Source organism: Brochothrix campestris FSL F6-1037, assembly GCF_000525915.1.
GTDB lineage: Bacteria > Bacillota > Bacilli > Lactobacillales > Listeriaceae > Brochothrix > Brochothrix campestris.
In genome coordinates this window covers 33,580-56,244 of sequence record NZ_AODH01000016.1, presented here as the reverse complement: position 1 = coordinate 56,244, position 22,665 = coordinate 33,580, and the positions used below count along the sequence as shown (strand labels likewise).

At 40.7% G+C, this 22,665-nt stretch carries 24 protein-coding genes, 1 tRNA gene, 1 pseudogene and 1 other annotated feature; of the genes and pseudogenes, 10 read left to right on the top strand and 16 right to left on the bottom strand.

The window, feature by feature from the left end; genetic code table 11:
- Positions 1-327 precede the first annotated feature (327 nt).
- The 7 genes from BCAMP_RS04410 to BCAMP_RS04380 all read right to left on the bottom strand — a co-directional run bounded on the left by BCAMP_RS04410 (position 328) and on the right by BCAMP_RS04380 (position 10,385).
- On the bottom strand, positions 328-1,620 hold the full coding sequence (locus BCAMP_RS04410) for a bifunctional folylpolyglutamate synthase/dihydrofolate synthase (RefSeq protein WP_035313993.1): 1,293 nt from the start codon (positions 1,618-1,620) through the stop codon (positions 328-330).
- Positions 1,621-1,637: 17 nt separating this feature from the next.
- A complete protein-coding gene (locus BCAMP_RS04405) occupies positions 1,638-4,274 on the bottom strand; it encodes a valine--tRNA ligase (RefSeq protein WP_035314007.1) in 2,637 nt (878 codons plus the stop codon).
- A 48-nt stretch (positions 4,275-4,322) separates the two neighbouring features.
- Positions 4,323-4,539: a binding site (T-box leader), on the bottom strand.
- 86 nt (positions 4,540-4,625) lie between these two features.
- On the bottom strand, positions 4,626-5,921 hold the full coding sequence (hemL, locus tag BCAMP_RS04400) for a glutamate-1-semialdehyde 2,1-aminomutase (protein ID WP_035313991.1): 1,296 nt from the start codon (positions 5,919-5,921) through the stop codon (positions 4,626-4,628).
- Positions 5,922-5,934: 13 nt separating this feature from the next.
- Positions 5,935-6,516 (bottom strand): ribosome biogenesis GTP-binding protein YihA/YsxC, encoded by a 582-nt coding sequence (gene yihA, locus BCAMP_RS04395; RefSeq protein ID WP_035313990.1) that lies wholly within the window; start codon positions 6,514-6,516, stop codon positions 5,935-5,937.
- 97 nt (positions 6,517-6,613) lie between these two features.
- Positions 6,614-7,864, bottom strand: a complete 1,251-nt coding sequence (gene clpX, locus BCAMP_RS04390) for an ATP-dependent Clp protease ATP-binding subunit ClpX (protein ID WP_035313988.1) — start codon at positions 7,862-7,864, stop codon at positions 6,614-6,616.
- Positions 7,865-8,115: 251 nt separating this feature from the next.
- Positions 8,116-9,396: a trigger factor gene (tig, locus tag BCAMP_RS04385; RefSeq protein WP_035313985.1), complete on the bottom strand. Its 1,281-nt coding sequence runs from the start codon at positions 9,394-9,396 to the stop codon at positions 8,116-8,118.
- Positions 9,397-9,521: 125 nt separating this feature from the next.
- Entirely contained in the window at positions 9,522-10,385 is an 864-nt protein-coding gene (locus BCAMP_RS04380; protein WP_035313983.1) for a hypothetical protein, read from the bottom strand.
- Between the two features lie 209 nt (positions 10,386-10,594).
- Between BCAMP_RS04380 and BCAMP_RS04375 the strand changes: the two genes are divergently transcribed.
- Positions 10,595-10,668: transfer RNA gene (locus BCAMP_RS04375), tRNA-Arg, on the top strand.
- Between the two features lie 120 nt (positions 10,669-10,788).
- Here BCAMP_RS04375 and BCAMP_RS04370 read toward each other — a convergent pair.
- Complete coding sequence (locus tag BCAMP_RS04370; protein WP_035313981.1) at positions 10,789-11,172, bottom strand: hypothetical protein; 384 nt, start codon at positions 11,170-11,172, stop codon at positions 10,789-10,791.
- A gap of 344 nt (positions 11,173-11,516) precedes the next feature.
- On the opposite strand from BCAMP_RS04370, the gene BCAMP_RS04365 reads away from it, so the two are divergent.
- Positions 11,517-12,008: a DoxX family protein gene (locus BCAMP_RS04365; protein WP_035313979.1), complete on the top strand. Its 492-nt coding sequence runs from the start codon at positions 11,517-11,519 to the stop codon at positions 12,006-12,008.
- Between the two features lie 119 nt (positions 12,009-12,127).
- On the opposite strand, the gene BCAMP_RS14995 is transcribed toward BCAMP_RS04365, so the two are convergent.
- The 3 genes from BCAMP_RS14995 to BCAMP_RS13000 form a co-directional block, all read right to left on the bottom strand.
- Complete coding sequence (locus tag BCAMP_RS14995; protein WP_408605177.1) at positions 12,128-12,238, bottom strand: DUF896 domain-containing protein; 111 nt, start codon at positions 12,236-12,238, stop codon at positions 12,128-12,130.
- A gap of 176 nt (positions 12,239-12,414) precedes the next feature.
- Positions 12,415-13,029, bottom strand: a complete 615-nt coding sequence (locus BCAMP_RS13780) for a type IA DNA topoisomerase (protein ID WP_198015704.1) — start codon at positions 13,027-13,029, stop codon at positions 12,415-12,417.
- 77 nt (positions 13,030-13,106) lie between these two features.
- The gene (locus tag BCAMP_RS13000) at positions 13,107-14,537 is read right to left on the bottom strand and encodes a DNA topoisomerase (protein ID WP_051456880.1); all 1,431 of its coding nucleotides are present in this window, start codon (positions 14,535-14,537) and stop codon (positions 13,107-13,109) included.
- Positions 14,538-14,788: 251 nt separating this feature from the next.
- On the opposite strand from BCAMP_RS13000, the gene BCAMP_RS04350 reads away from it, so the two are divergent.
- Complete coding sequence (locus BCAMP_RS04350) at positions 14,789-15,010, top strand: DUF2187 family protein (RefSeq protein WP_035313977.1); 222 nt, start codon at positions 14,789-14,791, stop codon at positions 15,008-15,010.
- 55 nt (positions 15,011-15,065) lie between these two features.
- Here the strand turns inward: BCAMP_RS04350 and BCAMP_RS04345 are convergent, their stop codons facing one another.
- Positions 15,066-15,710, bottom strand: a complete 645-nt coding sequence (locus tag BCAMP_RS04345) for a hypothetical protein (RefSeq protein ID WP_035313976.1) — start codon at positions 15,708-15,710, stop codon at positions 15,066-15,068.
- 244 nt (positions 15,711-15,954) lie between these two features.
- Here BCAMP_RS04345 and BCAMP_RS04340 point away from each other — a divergent pair, with 244 nt between their 5' ends.
- The 5 genes from BCAMP_RS04340 to BCAMP_RS04325 all read left to right on the top strand — a co-directional run bounded on the left by BCAMP_RS04340 (position 15,955) and on the right by BCAMP_RS04325 (position 18,531).
- Positions 15,955-16,185, top strand: a complete 231-nt coding sequence (locus BCAMP_RS04340) for a hypothetical protein (protein WP_035313975.1) — start codon at positions 15,955-15,957, stop codon at positions 16,183-16,185.
- Positions 16,186-16,360: 175 nt separating this feature from the next.
- A complete protein-coding gene (locus BCAMP_RS04335) occupies positions 16,361-16,603 on the top strand; it encodes a hypothetical protein (RefSeq protein ID WP_035313974.1) in 243 nt (80 codons plus the stop codon).
- The gene (locus tag BCAMP_RS13425) at positions 16,600-16,884 is read left to right on the top strand and encodes a YcxB family protein (protein ID WP_198015703.1); all 285 of its coding nucleotides are present in this window, start codon (positions 16,600-16,602) and stop codon (positions 16,882-16,884) included. Before BCAMP_RS04335 ends, BCAMP_RS13425 begins: the two co-directional genes overlap by 4 nt.
- A 170-nt stretch (positions 16,885-17,054) precedes the next feature.
- Complete coding sequence (locus tag BCAMP_RS04330) at positions 17,055-17,597, top strand: hypothetical protein (RefSeq protein ID WP_035313973.1); 543 nt, start codon at positions 17,055-17,057, stop codon at positions 17,595-17,597.
- A 19-nt stretch (positions 17,598-17,616) separates the two neighbouring features.
- On the top strand, positions 17,617-18,531 hold the full coding sequence (locus BCAMP_RS04325; RefSeq protein WP_035313972.1) for a ketopantoate reductase family protein: 915 nt from the start codon (positions 17,617-17,619) through the stop codon (positions 18,529-18,531).
- On the opposite strand, the gene BCAMP_RS04320 is transcribed toward BCAMP_RS04325, so the two are convergent.
- The 3 genes and pseudogenes from BCAMP_RS04320 to racE all read right to left on the bottom strand — a co-directional run bounded on the left by BCAMP_RS04320 (position 18,528) and on the right by racE (position 20,661).
- Complete coding sequence (locus BCAMP_RS04320) at positions 18,528-19,118, bottom strand: metallophosphoesterase (RefSeq protein WP_084038530.1); 591 nt, start codon at positions 19,116-19,118, stop codon at positions 18,528-18,530. The two genes, BCAMP_RS04325 and BCAMP_RS04320, sit on opposite strands and share 4 nt — an antisense overlap.
- Before the next feature lie 121 nt (positions 19,119-19,239).
- Positions 19,240-19,848 (bottom strand): XTP/dITP diphosphatase, encoded by a 609-nt coding sequence (locus BCAMP_RS04315; protein ID WP_035313971.1) that lies wholly within the window; start codon positions 19,846-19,848, stop codon positions 19,240-19,242.
- A gap of 1 nt (position 19,849) precedes the next feature.
- Positions 19,850-20,661 (bottom strand): annotated as a pseudogene (gene racE / locus BCAMP_RS04310) (glutamate racemase).
- A 157-nt stretch (positions 20,662-20,818) separates the two neighbouring features.
- Between racE and BCAMP_RS04305 the strand changes: the two are divergent.
- A complete protein-coding gene (locus tag BCAMP_RS04305; protein ID WP_035313968.1) occupies positions 20,819-21,244 on the top strand; it encodes a DUF2507 domain-containing protein in 426 nt (141 codons plus the stop codon).
- 47 nt (positions 21,245-21,291) lie between these two features.
- Here the strand turns inward: BCAMP_RS04305 and BCAMP_RS04300 are convergent, their stop codons facing one another.
- Positions 21,292-22,020, bottom strand: a complete 729-nt coding sequence (locus BCAMP_RS04300; protein WP_232217912.1) for a Cof-type HAD-IIB family hydrolase — start codon at positions 22,018-22,020, stop codon at positions 21,292-21,294.
- A gap of 448 nt (positions 22,021-22,468) precedes the next feature.
- Between BCAMP_RS04300 and BCAMP_RS04295 the strand changes: the two genes are divergently transcribed.
- Positions 22,469-22,651, top strand: a complete 183-nt coding sequence (locus BCAMP_RS04295; RefSeq protein WP_035313964.1) for a DNA-dependent RNA polymerase subunit epsilon — start codon at positions 22,469-22,471, stop codon at positions 22,649-22,651.
- The last annotated feature ends 14 nt before the right edge of the window (positions 22,652-22,665 follow it).

Sequence of the window (22,665 nt, the reverse complement as noted above, 5' to 3'; positions counted from 1 at the left end):
TCAAAATTTCAGAAACAGGATTCTACTCGGATTCAATCATAAACGCATCGCTCCCAACTCGTAATTAATTGACTCTTGTACTGTCTTTTAATACGCGAGGAGCCTCAATAATAAACGTGCAGCGTCATGACGTTTGTGAAGGCGACTCTAGCGGGAAAAGTGGCAGCTGAATACCCCCAGCGGAGCGCGGAGGATGAAGCGTCACCCGCAGAAAGCGTCCTTCACATTAGGAATGACTACAAAAAAAAGCAGCTACCAAAAAAGGTAGCTGCAAAAATGACTTATTTTACTAAATTTTGAATAACAACACTATTTGACATAGAGCCCTTATTTCAACGCCAATAAATACGCCCGTACTTCTGCGATAAAATACAGTGACCCTGTCACTGCAATGACGGTATCATCAGCAGTTGCTTCTTCAATGAAGGTAGTCAGCGTCTGACGCCAATCCGCTGCATGCGGCAGTGCAAATTGCGTGGCCTTCGTTTGTAGCTGACTAGCTGTCATTGCCCGTGGATAATCAAAAGTCGTTAAGGTCACCGTGGTGCTTGATAGCGTTAATAAACGCGCCAACATCGTATCCAGTGGTTTGTCAGTTAAGGCTGAGAAAAGCACCTGTTTCGGTTGTGAAGGGTACATTTTAGCCAGTGTGTCGACAAAAGTCGTCATCCCCTCATTATTATGCGCGCCATCTAACACAATCGTTGGCTGGTGGTGCACCGTTTCAAACCGACCGGGCCATTTTGTTGTGGCAAGCCCTACTCGTATTACGGCTTCGGTCACATGTGGATAAAGCGGTTGTAATAACAGCAACGCTTGTATCGCCACCGCTGCATTACGCAACTGATGATCTCCTACTAAACCGACAACGACATCTCTGTAGACGTCATCGGTCGTTTTAAAAGTTAAACGATTGTCAGTTACCTGTTCGATTGTATAAGCCTGACCCACCTCGTAATAGGGCGCAGACTGTTCGAGTGCCCACTGACGAAACAATGGCTGCAACTCAGCCTGTGTCACTCCAGAAACGACCGGACGATTCGGTTTGATGATACCGGCTTTCTCCGAGGCGATTTTGGCGAGGGTATCTCCTAAAATGCCAATGTGATCCATCCCGATTGTTGTAATAACACTCAGTATCGGATCAATCACATTAGTACTATCTAAGCGGCCGCCAAGTCCGACTTCAACGATGCCAATATCAATCGAGTGCATCGTCGCAAAATAATCGAAGAACATCGCTGTAATCACTTCAAATTCAGTCGGTTCACCATAAGGCGACGTCGCCATCGCCTCAACAATCGGGCGTATTTTTGTAATCAATGCTACCAGTTCGTCATCACTGATTGGTTGCCCATTGACGCTGATGCGCTCATTGAACGTTTCAATGTAAGGCGAGGTAAAGGTACCAACTTCATAACCTGCCGCTTGTAAGGTTGTGCGCAAATACGCAACGGTTGACCCCTTACCGTTCGTTCCCGCAACATGGACCCAACGATTTTTCTGTTCAGGATGCCCGAGTTGCGCAAGCAGATAAGTCATCCGTTCAAGTCCTGGTTTAATACCGAGGCGTAAACGTGAGTGGATCCACGCGATTGCGTCGTCGTACTGTGTCGTCATCTGCTTCAGTCCTTTGACTATAGGTTAGCTAACTCTGCGATGCGTTGTTCAACAAGCGCATGTTTTTCTAAATAATCTTGTTCTTTGGCACGTTCAACAGCCACAACCTCGTCTGGCGCATTAGCGACAAAACGTTCGTTGTTCAGTTTTCCTTGCACACGAGCCACTTCTTTTTTCAATTTATCGAGTTCTTTAGCTAAACGTTCCGTTTCAGCTGCAACATCAATTAAACCTTGCAATGGCAAGTAAATTTCAGCGCCTGTGACAACAGCGGTCATTACTTGTGCGGGCACGTCTAATTCCGTATCAATTGTTAATGTTTCGGGATTACAAAAACGCTCAATGTATGATTTATTTTCGACTAATAACGCTTTTACTGCTGGCGTTTTCGCTTTAATCATCATTGTAATCGGACGGCTTAAGGGCGTGTTCACTTCTGTACGAATGGTTCGAACCGCACGAATTACTTCCACGTATAATTTCATCGCTTCAGCCGCTTGCTCGTTGTTCAACTCAACACGTACAGTTGGCCATGCAGCAGTAACAATCGATTCGCCTTCTGTCGGTAATTGTTGCCAAATTTCTTCGGTTACAAATGGCATGAATGGGTGTAGCAAACGTAAAATATTATCCAATACGTAAGCTAAGACCGCTTTCGTTGTTGCTTTAGCGGCTTCATTTTCACCGTAAAGTGTAATTTTACTAATTTCGATGTACCAATCACAGTAGTCATCCCAAATGAAGTTATTTAATTGACGACCAACTTCACCGTATTCATAACGGTCCGCTAACTCCGTTACACGTTCGATTGTTTCGTTTAAACGCGTGAGTATCCATTGATCACTAACATCTGTTACGTTGCTTAAATCGATGTCTTTCGCTTCAAGACCGTCGATGTTCATCATTACAAAACGTGAGGCGTTCCAAATTTTGTTGATGAAGTTCCAGGTTGCTTCAACTTTTTCGTAGCTGAAACGTAAATCTTGACCTGGCGATGTGCCGGTTGTTAAGAAGTAACGCAATGAATCGGCACCGTATTTATTAATGACTTCAATCGGATCAACACCATTACCGAGTGATTTCGACATTTTGCGACCTTCTTCGTCACGAACCAAGCCGTGAATCAGTGCATCTTCAAACGGACGGCGACCGGTAAATTCAACCGATTGGAAAATCATCCGTGATACCCAGAAAGCGATGATATCGTAACCCGTTACAAGGACATTCGTCGGGAAGTAACGTTTGAACATTTCTGCGTCTTCGTCTGGCCAGCCCATTGTTGAAAACGGCCACAAAGCAGATGAGAACCACGTATCTAAGACATCGTTATCCTGTGTCCAGCCTTCGCCTGCAGGAGCTTCCATCCCAACATGTACCTCACCAGCTTCGTTATACCAAGCTGGGATGCGGTGACCCCACCATAATTGACGTGAAATACACCAGTCGTGAATGTTTTCCATCCAACGTGTGTACTGGTTATCGAAACGATCAGGCACAAAATTAACTTTGTCGTCTGATTTTTGTAAGTCAAGTGCTTGCTCAGCTAATGGCCCCATTTTAACGAACCATTGTTTTGATAAGTACGGCTCAACCACTGCATCAGTACGTTCAGAGTGACCAACTGAATGAGGATGATCTTCGATTTTAACGACTAAGTCTAATGCTTCAAAGTCTTTAATAATCGCTTTACGACAGTCAAATCGATCCATGCCATTATATTTGCCTGCTTTTTCGTTCATTGTGCCATCTTCGTTCATTACGATAATACGTGGCAAGTCATGACGGTTACCAACCTCAAAGTCGTTTGGATCATGTGCCGGTGTAATTTTAACGACACCTGAACCAAATTCACGTTCAACATACTCGTCGGCAATGATTGGAATTTCACGGCCGATAATCGGTAATGTAATCGTTTTGCCGATGTATTGTGCATAACGTTCGTCGTCAGGGTGAACAGCAACCGCTGTATCACCAGGAATTGTTTCGGGACGAGTAGTCGCAACTTCTAAGAAACCTGACCCGTCTGTTAACGGGTATTTTAAGTGATAGAAGTGACCGTTTATGTCTTTATGAATAACTTCGATATCAGAAAGTGCTGTTTGAGCCGCTGGATCCCAGTTAATGATGCGTTCACCTCGGTAAATCAACCCTTTTTCGTACAACGTGACAAACACATTGTTGACCGCTTTGTTCAAGCCTTCATCAAGTGTGAAACGTTCTTTTGAATAATCAAGTCCTAAGCCCATGCTTGCCCATTGTTCACGAATGTGACCGGCATATTCTTCTTTCCAGTCCCAAACTTGCTCAACAAATTTTTCACGGCCTAAATCATAGCGTGAAATACCTTCTTCACGTAATTTAGCCTCTACTTTTGCCTGCGTTGCAATACCCGCATGATCCATCCCTGGTAACCAAAGTACATCGTAGCCTTGCATCCGTTTTTGGCGGGTAATAATATCTTGTAAAGTCGTATCCCAAGCGTGACCTAAGTGCAATTTACCTGTTACGTTTGGCGGTGGAATTACAACGCTAAACGGTTGTTTAGCCTCGTCTCCTGTTGCTTCGAAAAAGCCTTTTTTTACCCACCAGTCATAACGGCCGGCTTCGATTGCTTGTGGATCATATTTTGTTGCTAACGGTTCTTTGTTTGTCATTGTAATCATCCCTTTCTGTCCATATAAAAAATGCCCCATTCATCCTCAAAAAAGGACGAAAAGAGCATTCCGCGGTACCACCTTTATACTTCCCCCTTAGAGGAAAGCACTTCATTTACGTAACGGCTCGCACCGGCTTTTTTTTACTATGAATTCAAAAAAGCAACTCAGAGGCTACGTTCAACCAAGGATTAGAGAAACTTGCAGCAGCCGTTTCCTCTCTGAACTAATCACTTGATTTACTCTTCCTCATCATCGTTATTGGCAGTATTTAAGTTTCGTTTATTGTAGCATTTCACAGCGACATTCGTCAATGGTTCACCCTCATATCGTCAACACGTGTGCCAGTACTTACTTTTGCAAGATGGCAAAGGTATCTTCCATCGCATTCAAGGTCGCATCAATCTCAACATCGGTGTGGGCCGTCGAAATAAACAAGCCTTCAAACTGCGATGGCGGCAAGTATATGCCACGATCGCTCATTTCACGATAATAGTCACTAAAGCGCGTCAAGTTAGAGCGATTCACATCATTAAAGTTATGAATCGGTCCATCAGCGAAGAAGAAACCAAACATCGAGCCCGCACGGTTAACCGTTACGGGAATCTGATGGGCGCGCCCAATCGTTTCGATACCCGTTGTTAATTTATCAATGATGCGATTAAATTCCGCATACACTGCCGGTGTTAGCTGTTCGAGTGTTGCCACCCCCGCAGTCATCGCTAACGGATTACCCGATAGCGTACCTGCTTGATAGATGTTCCCTGCTGGCGCAACCTGTTCCATGATTGCTCGCGGACCGGCATAAGCCCCTACCGGCATGCCGCCACCGATGACCTTACCTAAACAAGTTAGGTCTGGCGTCACACCGAAATGGCCTTGGGCACATTGTAATCCCACACGGAAACCGGTCATCACTTCGTCAAAAATCAGTAACGCATCATAACGATGTGTTAGGCTACGCAAGCCTTCCAAATAACCTGCAATCGGCGGTACAACACCCATATTACCTGCGACTGGTTCAACAATCAGCGCGGCAACTTGTTGTGGATGTTGTTTTAATACTGCTTCAACAGCCGCTAAATCATTGTAAGGGACTGTGATTGTATCCGCAACAGTACCCTTTGTAACACCCGGCGAATCAGGTAAACCTAAGGTAGCCACACCCGATCCCGCCTTAATTAAGAGCGAGTCGCCATGACCATGGTAACTACCGATACATTTAATGATGAGGTCACGACCAGTGTAGCCTCGCGCTAAACGCAGTGCGCTCATCGTTGCCTCGGTGCCCGAGTTAACAAAGCGGACAGACTCCGCAGATGGTACCCGTTTGATAACTTCATCAGTTAATGCGAGTTCGCTCAAATGATTTGCACCAAAACTCATGCCTTTGGCTGTCATTGCTTGCACGTCTTGAACGACCCGCGGATTGGCATGACCTAAAATAAGTGGCCCCCATGATAAAACATAATCGATGTATTTATTGCCATCGATATCATATAAATAAGCCCCTTCGCCGCGATCGATGTACACCGGTTCGGTATCAACTGAATTAAAGGCTCGCACCGGACTACTCACACCACCTGGCATTTTGGTAACAGCGCTTTTAAACGCGTGTTGTGACTTGCTAATATTACGTTTCGGCATGATGATTCACTCCTTACATGAATTTCTCGATGATTTTCCACGCTTGGTCTTTTCCTAGACCACTTTCAGATGAGAAGGTAACAATATTATCATCGGCGTCGAATTTGAGTGTTTCTTTGATTTCTTTAATGCTTTTTTGCCAGCGCCCCTTCGGAATCTTATCCGATTTAGTCGCGATTACAATGACACGAATATCATGATGTTTTAAAAATTGATACATTGCCACGTCATCACTTGACGGTTTATGGCGCATGTCAACAATTTGAATAACTGCTTTTAGCGGTGGTCGGTCGGTCATATATGTTTCCATCATCACGCCCCATTTGGCACGCTCACTCTTTGAGATTTTAGCATAACCATAGCCTGGTACATCGACAAAGATTAGTTTTTGTTCCACTTCATAAAAATTTAGTGTCTGTGTTTTCCCTGGCTTAGATGAAATACGTGCCATTGCTTTACGTTGTAACATACGGTTTATAAATGATGATTTACCGACGTTCGAACGACCAGCTAAGGCGAATTCTGGCAACTGCCCTTTTGGGTATTGCTCTGGTCTAACAGCCGAGATTAATAGTTCTACTTGATTTACTTTCATCGTCTCGCTCCTTAAAAAAACTACCTTGGCTATAGCACAAGGTAGTTAGCTTATTTACTTGCTCATTTTATATTATACACTAGCAACTGCGGTTGTGCTATGCCATTGCAATTTCAGAGCCGTCTTTCAAGCTTAATAACGGTTGTTCTTCGCCGTTGACAACAGCTGCTGTAATCTTACATTTCGTCACATCTTCACGGGTTGGCACTTCGTACATCACATCTAACATAATATGCTCGATGATTGAACGGAGACCACGTGCACCGGTGCGTCGCTCAATCGCCAGTAAGGCAATCGCGCTAAGTGCATCAGTTGTAAATTCAAGTTCAACGTCATCTAATTCTAATAAACGTTGGTATTGTTTCACTAACGCATTTTTAGGTTCTGTTAAAATTGAAATTAAAGCCGGTTCATCTAACAACTCGAGTGAGGCCATTACTGGTAATCGACCGATAAATTCGGGAATCAAACCGAATTTCAAGAGATCTTCTGGCACTACTTTTTGCATCAATGATTCATCTTCATTGATTGTGTTGTTCTCTTTGCCAAAACCAATCACTTTTTCACCTAAACGATTACGAACGATGCCTTCAATGCCATCAAATGCACCACCAACGATAAAGAGGATTTTGCTCGTATCAATTTGAATAAATTCTTGATTCGGATGTTTTCGTCCACCTTGAGGAGGTACACTTGCAACTGTACCTTCTAAAATTTTAAGCAAGGCTTGTTGAACACCTTCACCAGAAACATCACGTGTAATTGAGGTATTCTCTGATTTACGGGCAACCTTATCGATTTCATCGATGTAAATAATCCCTTTTTCTGCACGTTCGACATCAAAATCAGCTGCTTGAATCAGTTTCAAGAGAATGTTTTCGACATCTTCACCGACATAACCAGCTTCAGTTAAACTGGTTGCATCTGCGATTGCAAATGGTACATCGAGTACGCGCGCTAATGTTTGTGCCAATAATGTTTTACCACTACCTGTTGGCCCGATTAAGCAAATATTACTTTTTTGCAATTCAACATCGCCTTCGGCTTGTGACGCAGTTGCTTGAATGCGTTTGTAATGGTTGTATACCGCGACTGATAACGCACGCTTAGCACGATCTTGGCCGATGACATACTCATCTAAGGTTGAACGAAGTTCACTTGGTTTTGGTAACTCTTCAAAGATGGGTGCTTGTACAGCATCCAATTCTTCTGTGATAATTTCATTGCATAAATCGACACATTCATCACAAATGTAAACGCCTGGCCCTGCAATTAATTTTTTGACCTCATCTTGTGATTTGCCACAGAATGAGCATTTTAACTGGCTTTTTTCATCGAATTTTGACACGAACGTCACTCCTTAAATCAACTCGTACATTAAGATAACAACTGCCCTTATCCCGCTCCCGAATATGCTTATATTTCTATATTTACTATACTCATTGCACCCTCAAGTTGCAACTAAAACACTTACACAGATTATATCTTATTATTTTTTTCTAGGACGCTCTCAAAATTGACAAAAAAACACCTTGCAAGAAGCTTATGATAAACAACTTCTTACAAAGTGCTAGTTTAATTGAGCGTTGTCAGTATAACTTAAGCTTCTACTGAACTTTCAACTACAAATTTAACTGCTTTACGGATTTGTAAATCTTCAGTAACAGTTGTTAAATCGCCTAATGCCATACGAACTGTTGCTGCGTCCATTTTGTACATTTCAGCTAAACGATCAACTTCTGTGTTAATTTCTTCTTCAGTTACTTCGATGTTTTCTGCTTTAGCGATTGCATCTAACACTAAGTTAGTTTTAACGCGACCAGCAGCGTCAGTAGCCATTTGTTCATCTAATGCTTCTTCAGTTTGACCAGTGAATTGGAAGTAAAGTTCAGTTGTTAAACCTTGGGCTTCGATATCTTGAGTGAATTGTTTTTTCAACATTTCTTTTTCTTGTTCGATCATTACAGCAGGCACGTCAACTTCTGCGTTTTCAACAGCTTGACCTAATGCTTGGTTTTCTTTTGCTTGAACAGCTTTAGTTGCTTTATCTTCAGCTAAACGTGCTTTAACTTTTTCAGTTAATTCAGCAAGTGTTTCCACTTCGTTGTCGATGTCTTTAGCTAATTCGTCATCTAATTCTGGAACTTCTTTTGTTTTAACTTCGTGGATAGCTACTTTGAATTCAACAGCTTTACCAGCTAAGTCTTCTGCTTGGTAATCTTCTGGGAAAGTTACGTTAACAACAACGTTTTCTTCAGCTTTTTTACCTTCTAATTGTTCTTCGAATCCTGGGATGAATGAACCTGAACCTAATTCTAATGAATAGTTCTCAGATTTTCCACCTTCGAATTGTTCGCCATCTAAGTATCCGTCAAAGTCGATTACAACTGTATCGCCTTTTTCAGCAGCGCCTTCTTTTAATACTAATTCAGCTTGATGACCTTGTAAGTGAGTTAACTCATGTTTAACATCTTCATCAGATACTTCAACGTCAGCTTTATCTACTTTAAGACCTTTGTAATCGCCTAATTTAACTTCTGGTTTAACAGTTACAACTGCTGAGATAACCCAGTCAGAATCTGCTTCGATTTTTTCGATGTCGATGTTTGGAGAAGCAACTGGGTTGATTCCTGTTTCATCGATTGCTGCAGGATAAACTGTTGGTAATAATACGTCTAATGCATCGTTGAATAATGATGCTTCACCGTACATTTGGTTAAACATTTGACGAGGTAATTTACCTTTACGGAAACCTTTTGGTGCCAATGTTTTACGAACTTTTTTGAACGCTTCATCTAAAGCTACTTTTACTTCCGCTTGCGGAATAGTGATTGTTAATTTACCTTCGTTACCTTCTAATTTTTCCCATTGTGCTGTCATTATATAATTCCCTCCAAAATAATGAACGTTTTTAAAGTACTAACGTTCGATATATGTTATTTGTTTTTTAATTTCAACCTTTATCAGTATATACTATACATCGCGTTCATTTCAACTGATAATTACTAAAACCCGATATTTTCTAACGCGTAACGGTCGATTTCATCTAAGATAAGTGCTTTTTGCATTTGCTTGTCAGAGTGGTTTACCCCGTGATAAATCCGCTCTAACCAGCTGACATACGCTTCGACCCATTCATTCAACTGTTGTTGTGATGGTACTTGGGGATAGAGCGCCGTTTGATGGCGGCGAATAACAACAACCGCTTCATTTGCTAAATCAGGGGTGTTATCGGCTAAACGTTTTACAACCGCTTCAATTAACGCGTGATAAAAAAGATTTTCACTGCGTAATGGCGTATGAGCGGGTACGCAATCGAGCGTTTGACCACGGATAGTGAGACGGTATTGTTGTTCATCGCCAATACGATGCAACGCTTCAAGTGCAAAGACACGCTGAGTAACAGTGAGCGCCTTATGTTGGAGCAACGCTTGTATTTCAGGTTGGTAAAATTGTATCTGTACCTCATTACCCGTTTGAAGCAATCCGAGTTGATCGTGTAATGGCCATTGTGCTAATGCGTGCTGATGCTTTTTAAAACCGGGCGTTAAGCGTACAACCTGTTCTCCCGTCGCTTCTTCAGCGACGACTGTCGCTTGAAAACCCTCGATCTCAGTCGCATCAATCAACCACTGTCGATAACACTGGTGCTGCTGTGTTGCCTCAAAGGCTGGCGCTAATTGCTGAATAATGTCACGATCTGTGGTAACAATGCGCATGTAATCTTCACCAACATTTATTGCTTGCTGATAGTTTCGCTCTGCTAAGTACACGTCGATTAATGCCGTTGCCAGTTGTCGATCCTCTGGCGCCATCCGTTGGGCCGAAATCAATACTTTTTTAAGCATCATATCTTCTTCTCGACTCATTTGTTTGTTCCCTCCACCTCTGTTTTCCTTCTTCGTCATTATCTAATCTGATGAACTCGGTGTCAACTGCAACTTTCTTCTATAAATATGGAAGCAGCATCTATTTGGTGCTCATTAAGGGTGTTTAAGTTTATTTCAGCAATACTATTGACTTTTTCCGTGATAAATCATACAATAAGTTTTGTTGAGTACAACATTGTTTCACATTTGTCCTGATAGCTCAGCAGGATAGAGCAATGGCCTTCTAAGCCATCGGTCGAGGGTTCGAATCCCCCTCAGGACATAATTACAACCCCTCCCAACCCTTGATACATAAGTGGTTGGGAGGGGTTTTTGCGCTATAGCAATAAGATTGAAAATGAGGATGGTGGCATGATTTTGCTAGTAAGCATACACCTATCATTTATTGTGTTCGTTTGGTCAGTGGCAATACAATCGTTAACTGGCCAGCCACCACAGCTTTATTTTCTAACCACTGGTAGTCCACCTTCATCCGACAACGGCTAATTTCCCACGGCAATTGATCATGACCTTCGCGTAGTAATTCGCCTAGTACATCCTCCATCAAATCGATGAGCGACTCCGGCTCCGATGCTTTTTCATAGCAAACAATGGTTAATTGTGTCGTTTTTTCCGATGGTGGGACTAAAATATCAGCATTGTTTTGTGTTGTCATCGTCAGCATTGGCAATCGTACCTGCGCTGTTGGCAATAAATGATGCACATCATGTCCTCGTTGCTTGATACGAGCAAAAATGTCGGCATATACATCAAAATAAGCATACATCCTCTCACCCCCTCGTCTTTCTAACTCTAGTATAAGCAACAAGTTGTGTCGTTTGCGAACAAAAGGGCTGTTCAAACTGAACTGTCAGGCGGCCAAAATTAGAACTAATTTAAAAAAGTTGTTGATTTTACCATAAAAATTAGTATTTTATCTCAAAACAGCTTCCGTGTTAATATTTTTGTCACATTTTTATGGCTAAAATCGTAAATTAAGCAAAACTGATTGTTAAATAAAAAAGAGTTACATATACTAAAAGAGTAATAAAAATAGTTACATCGATAAATGCACATCATTCATTTTTACTTAGTTCAGAGAAACAGCTCAATTATGAGGGAGGAATTATTATGTTGAATTGGTTACGAACAAATAAAATTGCAATGGCAATTTTAACAGTCTTACGGGTTTATCTTGGGTATCAATGGTTATCATCTGGTTTCGGAAAAATTACAGGAGATACAGCCTTCAGCGCTGGCGGCTTAATTAACAACATTGTTGCAAATCCGGTCACAGGACCTGAGGGTAACGCTTTATATCCTGCATACAACTGGTTCATTGAAACATTTGCAGCAGGCAACGTTGAATTATTCAGTTTCCTCGTTATGTGGGGCGAATTATTAATTGGTCTTGGTTTAATCGTCGGACTCTTTACTAAAACAGCCGTATTCTTCGGAATGGTAATGAACTTTGCTTTCTTATTCGGTGGCACTGTCTCAGTTAACCCATTATACATTTTAATCGGCTTCTTCATTATTGTTGGTGGTCAAAACGCCGGTAAAATTGGACTTGATTTCTACTTCCGTAAATTTATCGCATCAAAAGCTAAATCAACACGATAATACACTACATAAAAAAAAGGCCCTCTGGCAGTTGCCAGAGGGCCTTTTTCATCGTTAAACACGCGGGAATTTATTACTAATAATCGTACTCGCATGGTTTTTGTTTATTACGCTCATCTTTAAATTTTTTTAGGGGTCACATCGTTGCCTTGTTCGTCCATAATTTTAAGGCCAGAAACCGTATTTAGTACTTGCCCTTTGATTTCAGCTAAGTAGGCTTGGCGTAACACTGCCTGTTCTTTTGTCTCCGCTTCAGTTAGTCCAGTTTCTTTTTTTCTTTTTTTGCTAACGCATTAATGCGATTCAAATCCACTTTCATTAAGACCACTCCTTCGTTCGATTCATGGTCTTAGAATAGCATAAAAGTAAGCGACTGTCATTCCATTGGTTCAAAATGGTCAAACTTTTATTTAGCTTTCGTAAATGGAATAAATTTGAACGCCACTTTATTTTCATCGTCCAACCGTAAACTGGCATTGAATTTTTTCCCATTTTTACTAATAAATCCTTTTAAAAGATTAGTTTTACGTGTTTTCAACAGTTTCACACACATCGTCCGACTGATTTTTTTATTTAATATTTTTTTGAAGATGACAAAATCACAACTTTCACAGCCAAACACCTTGAATTTTTCAAGTACTGCTTTTCCACAGGTCGGACAGGTGCCAATCGCTTGCGACTCGGCCGTCACATCAATCTGAGCTGTCGCTAATTGTTGCGGGACAACTGCGATTAAATGTTCAATAAAGCGTTGGATACTGCCTAAAAAGGCAGCCTGTGTCCCTGTGCCATCATGGATTTTTTTTAAGTAACCTTCCCATTTCGCTGTCATCTCAGCGCTTGAAATTTCTACATCTTTAATATTTTCACACAGGACGCAGCCTTTGTCGGTCACCCGTATTTGACTTGCGTTCACCTCAATATATTCTTGTCGCTTTAAGGTTTCTAGGATGTTCGCACGTGTGGCTTCTGTACCAATACCCTCAATCGCTTTTAGAATTTTTTTTCGCCTCAGCTTCACTGCCTTTTCCAATCGTTTTCATGGCGGTAATTAACGTCCCTTCAGTATATACAGGCGGGGCTTTTGTTTCACAGGCTTTATCGACTAAGGTGGCAGCAACCTGTTCGTGCAGTTGCAACTTCGGCAAAGCAGGCAAATCGTCTTTTTTTTACTTTTGGCGTGGTCGTTGCTAAAATAGCTTTCCAACCGCGTTGTTTGACTGTTCGTCCAATTGTTTTAAACGGTTCTGTCTCAACGCTTGTTTCCACCGTTGTTTCATCATACACATACGGTGGGGCAAACATCGCAATCGTTCGTTTGACAATTAAATGATAGAGTTTTTTTTCAAAGTTCCCCAGTTTCGCAAGACTCGCGGCGCTCAGTTTCTTTTTAGTTGGGATAATCGCATAATGCTCTTGTACTTTTGCAGCATCAACATACCGTTTATTCGCATTCAAGCGCGGGTCACTGATTTCAACCTGCTCGATGTTACAATAATCGCTCAGTCCACTCTTTAAATAGTTAAATTCAGCCGGGGTAATGAAATGACAATCCGTTCTTGGATAGGAGACTAATTTACGTTCATATAGAGTCTGTACTATTTTTAAGGTGCTCGCTGGGCTAATTTTATATAAGCGGTTGGCATGACTTTGCAAATCAGATAATGAATACAATTGCGGTGAAGCAACTTGTTTTTGTTTGGTTTCTAACTTGGTTACTCGCGCTGGCTGTTCTGTCTGATAGGAAATGTTCCCTTTTTTGAAATAAGCCCGTAAGTCGGCGAGTGATTTAAACTGTTGCTTATGCTTTGCACGGTAATGACCGTGTTCTGCCTCAACTTCAAGGTACGCTTCGTAATACGTTTCCGGTTTGAATTCAGCAATCTCCTGTTGTCTCTGCCAAATTAAAAACAAGGTTGGCGTTTGTACACGACCAATCGAAAACACACCAGTCAGCCCCTTTTTTTGCAACAATAAGGTGTACAGGCGACTAATGTTCATTCCGACTAACCAATCACTAATTTGCCGTGTTTGCGCCTCAATATAAGCGGAATAATAATCAGCACCTGGTCGTAGCGTTGCGAACCCTTTACGTATCTCGTCGGATTCGAGCGAGTTAATCCAGAGACGCTGCGTTGGCTTCTGAGCATTACCACTGACCTCAATGATAGAACGCGCGATATTTTCACCCTCACGATCACTATCGGTCGCAATGATAATTTGATCCGCTTCATCCAAATAACTTTTGACCTGTTTAAAATGGGCTCGTTTATCTGCTGTCACCTTAAATTGATAGCGTTCAGGAAACATCGGCAATTGCTGCAACTGCCATTTTTTCCAGTCAGCAGTATAATATTCTGGATTTTGCAACTCGACTAAATGACCATAGGCATAAGTGATAATGACATCGGCTGTGAACAACTCATCTTTAATCGCAAAACCACCGGCTATTTTTTGTTTCGATTGAAAGCTATCTGCATATGCTTTTGCTTGACTTGGTTTTTCTGCTAAAATAACAATTTTTGTCACAATACCTTCAACTCCTAGCATGTGTTTACTTTTGTCTCTCCAGTATAACATTTGCGAGCTGCTGAAGGGATTCGTATTTTTTTTCATTAAAAACTAATAATTCTAAAAAATAAAGTTGACTTTAGCAAGAAAACGGTTACAATGTTGTTATAACATCATATTTTTATATTATATGTTTTCTAATTTGAAAATCGGGTAGATAGCGTTAAAGTCTTTAGGGGTCTAATTAAACGATAAGGGGTGTTTCAATTATGGCATTATCAAGCGTGGCTTTTGACAGTAGAGGTAAACAGGTGGAAAAAGAATGCGACTTCAACATCGGTGATGCGGTTCAATTCAACCGTAGTGGTATTTTCTTTAAGGGGACAGTCATTAAACTGTACGATAACTCAGCACTCATCGAACTGTATGATACACCTGCCTATGACTTCAACAATACGGTATGCAACTATAAGCGACTTCAATTAATGTGATACAGCTTTTTCAGCGATCTACTAATGGTAGGTCGCTTTTTGTATATCCTTCTCTTTAACCCACTGATAGATACGATCGAGTAAAAAAAAGACGCTCCGCTGTAATGGCTGTTGTGGCTTTCTTCTGAATTATTTTATAACCTTGTGCCCGTTCTGTCTCGCTAACAGCCTTACCATTCGGCCATCGTTTACAGGCATACTTCAACCGCACAACATCTCCTACTTGCACAGGCAAACGCAGATGTGACATTGTTCCCCTTTCACAGCTCAGCTCTGCTTCAATACATTCAATCATTTCGGCCACGTTTATCGTATCATCTTCACAAAAAATCGTTTTCGGACTAACAGCTATTCCTAAGCGTTTTACATCCTCCGCTATTTGTTGACACAAGACTTTTAAATTCTGCTTTTGTTCAATTAGTGAATCTGTCGTCAAATGACAAACTGTGTAACTAATTAGTGCATCGCTCGTTTTATTTTGACAGCGATGAGAACTGATACGATTGATATTTTGCGCACGATAGATGGTGTCATGATTCACATAATAATGCGTGACATGCCTTGGACTTTTACGACTTTTCTCCAGCTTCATTTGCATCATCAGTGGTGTTTTCGTTGATGTCATCATATAAATAATCAGTCCTCTTGGAACTAGCTCAACTTGCTCTGCTTTACGAAAATCTTTATATATTCGTCGCATACTTAACCTCCTCAAAATGCTTACATACATCTATCATAGCTGATGTTTTTTCAAATGAAAAATGATAACGTGAGTCCGCAGAAGAACATTTTACAATATTTATATCTTTAAAGATAGTCATTAATTCGCCTTATTTAGGCGAGTTCACAGAGCTGTCATAATGACTTACGTTTAAGACGTTATTTGTCTGCTATACTTGGTGTTGTAAAGAAAGATATCAATCATAACTAAGGAGATGTTTTAAATGGAACAAATCACAAAAGTCGGTATAAATGGGCAGTACTTCGATATTTCAATTAGAGAAGTTATCAGTGATATCGCCTATACGATTGTTTACAATCCCTTAACAATCAAAGATATTGATCTCGCAGATGAATGGGTCATTACAACAGCTCAAGGTATATGTAAACATAAAATTGCTGCGATTGAAGCAGATGAGCGTCACCACACACGTCGCGTTTTTTTACAAGCATAGCAAATAGCATTTCCGAAACCTATTGACACTAAACTTGCAAGGTGTAGGTATTGCCTGTAATCCGAGAACAACGATCTTTCGTCGTTGTTCTTTTTCCATTCACAGTTACTAAAGAAATTTATCAAGCACAGTTTATGCTATACTAAGAATAATTGTAGCTAGGAGGAACAAAAAGATGGTTATCCACTTCGAAGCATCGACACATGCTTTAATTTCTTACCAAGAACAAAAGTTAAAGCATTCACCTGTCTTTTTCGCTTTTCGCTTTATTTATAGCATCTTAGTAACTGTGATTGTCGGTTTGTTACTGTTTTTATATGAGCAGACCCTTACGGTTATTCTTGTAAGCAGTGCGATTGTTTTTTTTTATAACCACGCTTGTTTTTTTGTGCCACACCATTATTTAGTTTCTTATTGAGTTGGATTAGTAAAAAAATCACACCGAATACAGCCTTTCCGGTTGAATTAAAGCTCGATGATAACGGATTATCTGCCACTCTTGCTAGTGGGACAACACGGGCACAATGGCATGAGTTTAAACAGATTTATCATGACGATACCTTTTATTTTTTGACAACCAAAAAGGAAGTCTTCACCCTACCAATTGCTTGCCCGATACGGTTCAAACAGCTGATTGGCAAACAGTTAGAGCAACATAATCGCCGCTGTAAAAACAGTTCTTATTTTATCAATCTATAGTTATTTTATTTTAAAATTGTTTAGTCTCTAAAAACTTGGGTAATAGTAAGATATAGTTATTCACGTAACTATAGTTCATGATTCTCTCCCCCTATTGAGATTATGAACGCCCCTACTCTTGGCGACTTTTTATAAGTCGTCTTTTTTTATTTTGAGGAGGAATTATTTACATGGTTGTTTTACTTATAGGACTCGGACTATGCTTACTGCTCCTTTTCATCGTCCAGTTATTAACTAAGCTTTTCAAACGAAAAGCTATCAAAAAAACATTTTTCACTTTAATAGCCGCGCTTCTACTAATAACAATCGGCGTTATTTTAACACCTGCTTCTGCAACTGAAGCAACAGAACCAATCGAAAAAAGCAGTGAATCAAGTGCTGCTGAAACGATTGCATCTGACATCGAACCAAACGAGACCACGACTGCATTATCACAGCAGTCGCAAGCGACTGAACAAACAAGTCACACACACAACTCAGCAACAGACACCGAAGCGCGGGCGACACCAACACAAACAATCGACACATCAGTAAATAATAGCAGTACTAGCCATACGCCTGCTTCAACAAGCAGTGTTAGCACAAGTATGACAACTGGCAGCACACCACCAGCGACTTCTTCGTCGACTGTGTCGGATTCATCTGCTCCAAGCAGCAGCGCTAGTCATACTGAAGAATCTGTCCAAGCAGATACAATTACATCAAATGAATAACTAACGGAGGTCTCATATTATGAAAATTGCTATTTTTGGCGTTGGCGCCATCGGCTCGATTTTCGGCCGTCTTTTTACTGAAGCTGGACACGAGGTCACCTATATCGCTCGTGGTAAAACCTTAGCTGTTATCGAACGTAATGGACTTACAATTAAAAGTATTTGGGGCGATTCAAAGGAAGCTGTTATCGTTAAGTCTCGTGATGAGGTCTTATCTGAAACATTTGACTATCTTTTTTTAGCCGTTAAAGCAACTGGCATTGATACGGCCATTGCTGAATTGAGACCCTTGATGAAATCAACAACTGCCCTTATTTCGGTCTTAAATGGCATTGGCAATGAAGAAAAACTCGCAGTAGCCTTTGGAGCAGACAAGATTGTCGGCGGAAGTGTGCTCATGTCCGCTGTACGAATTGATAATGGCATCATCCATCATATCGGTAAAGGAGACTTAGCTGTTGGACAATGGGATGAACAAACCGATGATGAGCGTCTGCCTGCTTTAATTACTTCTTTGGCACAGACCCCATTAAAAGCCCGCATTGTGCCTAATATCCGTGAACAAAAGTGGAATAAGTTGTTATGGAACATTGCCTTTAATCCTATCAGTGCCTTAATGCGTCAAAAAGTAGGCACTATTTTAGCTGATGAACATCTTGCTCGAATTATTCAGCAGATGAAGACTGAATTTTTAGCGATTGCCGCAGCCTATAACATTTCAATTTGGCCTGAGAGTCATACAGGGATCGAACAGCCCGATGAAGGTTCCTTACAACATCTACCTTCGATGGCTCAAGACCGTCTTGCTCAGCAAGAAATGGAACTAGATGCTATTTTAGGTCAGCTGATACAACTCGGCGAGGATAAACACCTACCAGTCGCAACGCTCTCAACCATCTTTCATCTTTTAAGTTATGAACAAGAACATTACTAAAATAACTGCTTGACCACTAAAAAAGCCGATACAGACAGGATAACACCTGTTGTATCGGCTTCTTTAGTTACTTTTATTGCTTTTTTAAACACTTGCGTAAGTGCCGTTAATTCGTTATCACTGTCATCCATAAACTTAACAATGATCTCGCTTGCGGTATCCTCAACGATTGCATATGTTTTTTCGCTACGACCACGAGGCAACGAAATACTACCTGGGTTTAAAAAGAGAATGCCATCGCTGTATTCACAGCCGAGTTCATGCGTGTGCCCAAAAAAGACATAGTTTGCTTGACGCATCTTCGCACGATCTTTCAAAATTACAAGATTCACTTTAATGTTAAATAAGTGACCGTGAGTGACAAGGATTTTATTGCCATCCACTTCCCCGATCCATTCGGTTGGATAAACACGACCAAAATCACAATTACCACGGACAATGTTGTAGCCTAATACCGCTTCGTCATCAGCTAACAACTCCGAATCCCCACAGTGAAAAAAAGCATCAACCTTTCCACTATAAATATCTTTTAAATGTAACAACGCTTCCCGATTACCATGATTATCACTGACAACTAAAACTTTCATCCTGTGCTTCCCTTCTCTTCTTACTTATATTAAATACATTGTCGCATGATTTTTCGATTTTGACTAGTTATTTAATTACAAAAAAGTGATAAATATAATTTTCAGACCCACGATACTCTAGTTATTTTGATACTAAGGCAATCAAGTTTGGCAAATCAAGTGCTAATTGTTTAATGGCGTTGCCACGGTGACTGATTAGATTTTTTTCACTCATCGTCATTTGAGCTGTCGTTTTACCAATTGATGGCACATAGAAATAAGGATCGTAACCAAATCCCGCTGTACCGATTGCTTTTTTCGTTATTACACCTGCGATTTCACCTTCATAAAAACGAGTTGCTTCATCAGGAACAGCGACAGCTATCGTGCAGTGGAATTTTGCTGTTCGATTAGTCGTGCCTGTTTTAGCAAGTTCAGCTATCAGCTTGGCATTATTATTCGCATCGCTCTTCGGTTCACCCGCATAGCGAGCAGAATAGACACCAGGTGCCCCATCAAGAGCATCTACACTTAGCCCAGAATCATCACTAATAACCATTTGATTTGTTAAATTCGCAATTGCTTCTGCTTTTAAAGCGGCATTTTCTTTGAAGGTCTTACCTGTTTCCTCAATTTCTGGTATTTCTGGGTAATCATTTAAGGTTTCAATTGTTATGCCATAATCTTCAAATAACGCTTTGAATTCGAAGGCTTTCCCTTCATTATGGGTTGCTATCAATAATTTTTTCATATTATTTCCTTTCTTGACCGATTTTTGCAAACTCGACGACCATTTGTGGTAAGCCTAACCAGTCGGAAGCGATGCCTCCAAATATTTTGGGAGAACCCGTCGTAAAAAAAACGATGCTGTTGCGGTTCATCTGATACATTGCGCAACGTGAAATAATCAAGTAACATACTGACTTCACTCGCTGTTTCAAGTCCTGGATTAATCACCTTCACTCGCGGGCCTAGCACATTTTCAATGATAGGTTGTAACAATGGATAATGTGTACAACCGAGTACAAAGGTATCAATACCACTGTTTTTAAACGGGCGTAACGATTGAGCCACCACTTTTTTTTGCGACCGACCCTTTGTACTCTGAACTTTCGACGAGTGGGGCAAATTTGGGACAGGCTAATGATTTAACGGCCACCTGATGATTTAATAAGCTCAAGGCGTTCGTATAGGCATCACTTTTAATCGTTCCTTCAGTGCCAATGACACCGACTTGACTGTTTTTTGTTGCTTTAATTGCAGCACGTGCTCCTGGTTGGATGACACCAACGACCGGAATATCCACATTGTCACGAATATAATGTAAGGCTGCTGCCGTTGCTGTGTTGCAAGCAATCACGAGCAACTTAATATTATGTGTTAACAAAAACTGTGTCATATCCATCGTGAATTTACGTACTTGCTCTGGATCACGCGGCCCATATGGACAACGTAAAGTATCACCTAAGTAACAGATGTTTTCATTGGGTAACTGACGCATAATTTCTTTTGCAACAGTTAAGCCTCCAACACCTGAATCGATAACGCCAATTGGTTGATTCATATTTTTTCGCTCCAATTTTTTATTAGGATGGTTTTCTTCGGAAAAGCCGTTGTTCACTCACAGCGGGATTTTTACCTTTTTCAACTGCCGATACTATTTCTATTTTCTATTTAGACAGCAATAGTTTATAATGGATAACGAATGAAAGGAGCGTATTATGACTGATACAATGACATCCCCATCACCACAGCTCGGATACGAGCTCATGCGACACTTTGTTTTACCTGATATTCTCGGGGAGGAATCGCACAGTTTGCTCTATTTACTAGGCAAAAATTTAGGTAGAAAATTCACATTCAGTAGCATCCCTGAACTACAAGCTTTTTTTATTGAAGCTGGTTGGGGCGGACTTAACGTCAAGTCAGAAAGTAAAGATGCAATTGTTTTCCGCCTAGAAGGCGAACCGGTTAAAAAAGCATTTGCTTTAAATGCCGAACATTCGTTTAATTTGGAAGCTGGCTTTTTAGCGTCTAATTTCACTAGCATCACCGGTTGCTATACCGAAGCTGCTGAAGAGATTAGCAAGCAACGCGTCTCAATCACAGTCAAATGGGACCGTAAAGAGTCAAGCACCATTGTTTAAGCTGTTAAATCAGTTTAAAATGGCGTAGCCCCTTCATAATCCCATCTTCATCTACGTGGTCGGTTACATAATCGGCCACTTTTTTTTAATGGTTCTTTACCATTCCCCATCGCAATCCCATGTCCAACTAACTGGAGCATTTCATAATCATTCATCCCATCACCGAATGCATACGTATTTTCAAGCGGAATCGCTAATTTTTCTAACAACGCCTGAATCCCATCAGCTTTTGAGCCATTAGCTGGGATGACATCCATCGATTGCTCATGCCAGCGGACAAATTTATAGTTGGCAAATGCCTCATTGTAACTTGTATCGTAACGTTGATCAGCAAACACAAGCATTTGATAAATATCATTTGATTCTGTGAAATTAGGGATAACCTTCGGATAGGTGATATTAACAGACCCAAGAGCGTCTAGTACATCTAGATTATTAACCTCATCAAATGCCAGTGTCTCAGAACCCGCGTAAACAAGCGCATGATTATTCGCATCCGTTAACGCTTGCAGCTGTTTCAATTCTCCCAACGGCATTGGGTTACGGTAAATAACCTCACCCTCATGCATAACGTATTGACCATTATAACAAATCACTGTATCGACTTCGAGCTCTTCGCTAATTGCGGTCACATTAAAAGGTGATCGTCCAGTAGCGATTGCAACTTTTATGCCTTGTTGTTGCAGTGCCGCAATGCTATTTTTCGTTGATTGCGGGATCTTATTTTGAGAATCAAACAGCGTGCCATCTACATCAAAGAAAACGATTTTTGTCATTATTATTCCAAACTCCTTCTTGCTGCTATTTTTAAACTTAATACATGCAATTATACCACGAACAGTAACGTTTCTCTTCTATCAATCACTCATCCTTGAGGATTTATTAGCAAATTTAGCTAAATTCGTTGAAAGTGAATTATTTATTAGTGTGCCAACGTATTTTATGGTAAACTGATTATAGAAGATTTGTTCGGATATATTGTAAACACTTATTACATATGCGTTGACCTTGTTGTGATATCACAGCTGTGTAAAATGGTTTTTATGCAAAAAGCCTTTTACTCGCAGTTGTTCATGTTGCAAAACATATAATCGAGCATCCCACTAGGTGATGTTTAATTCATTATACGCCTAAACTAATAAGTCTATCCTGCAAGTTTTAACATTAGAGTTTAGAGGTTTACCTCATAAAATATATTTCATAGAGAAAAAGGAGAAATTTTACATGATATACAAAGTATTTTACCAAGAAAACATGATTGAAACACCGTTACGCGAAAACACAAAAAGCTTAATGATTGAGGCTTCTTCAGTTGAAGATGTTCGCAAAAAATTAACTAACCGTGGTTTTAACATCGAATTCATTGAACTTATGCGAGATGCCCAAATCGCATACGAAAAAAAATGATCCTGACTTTAAGT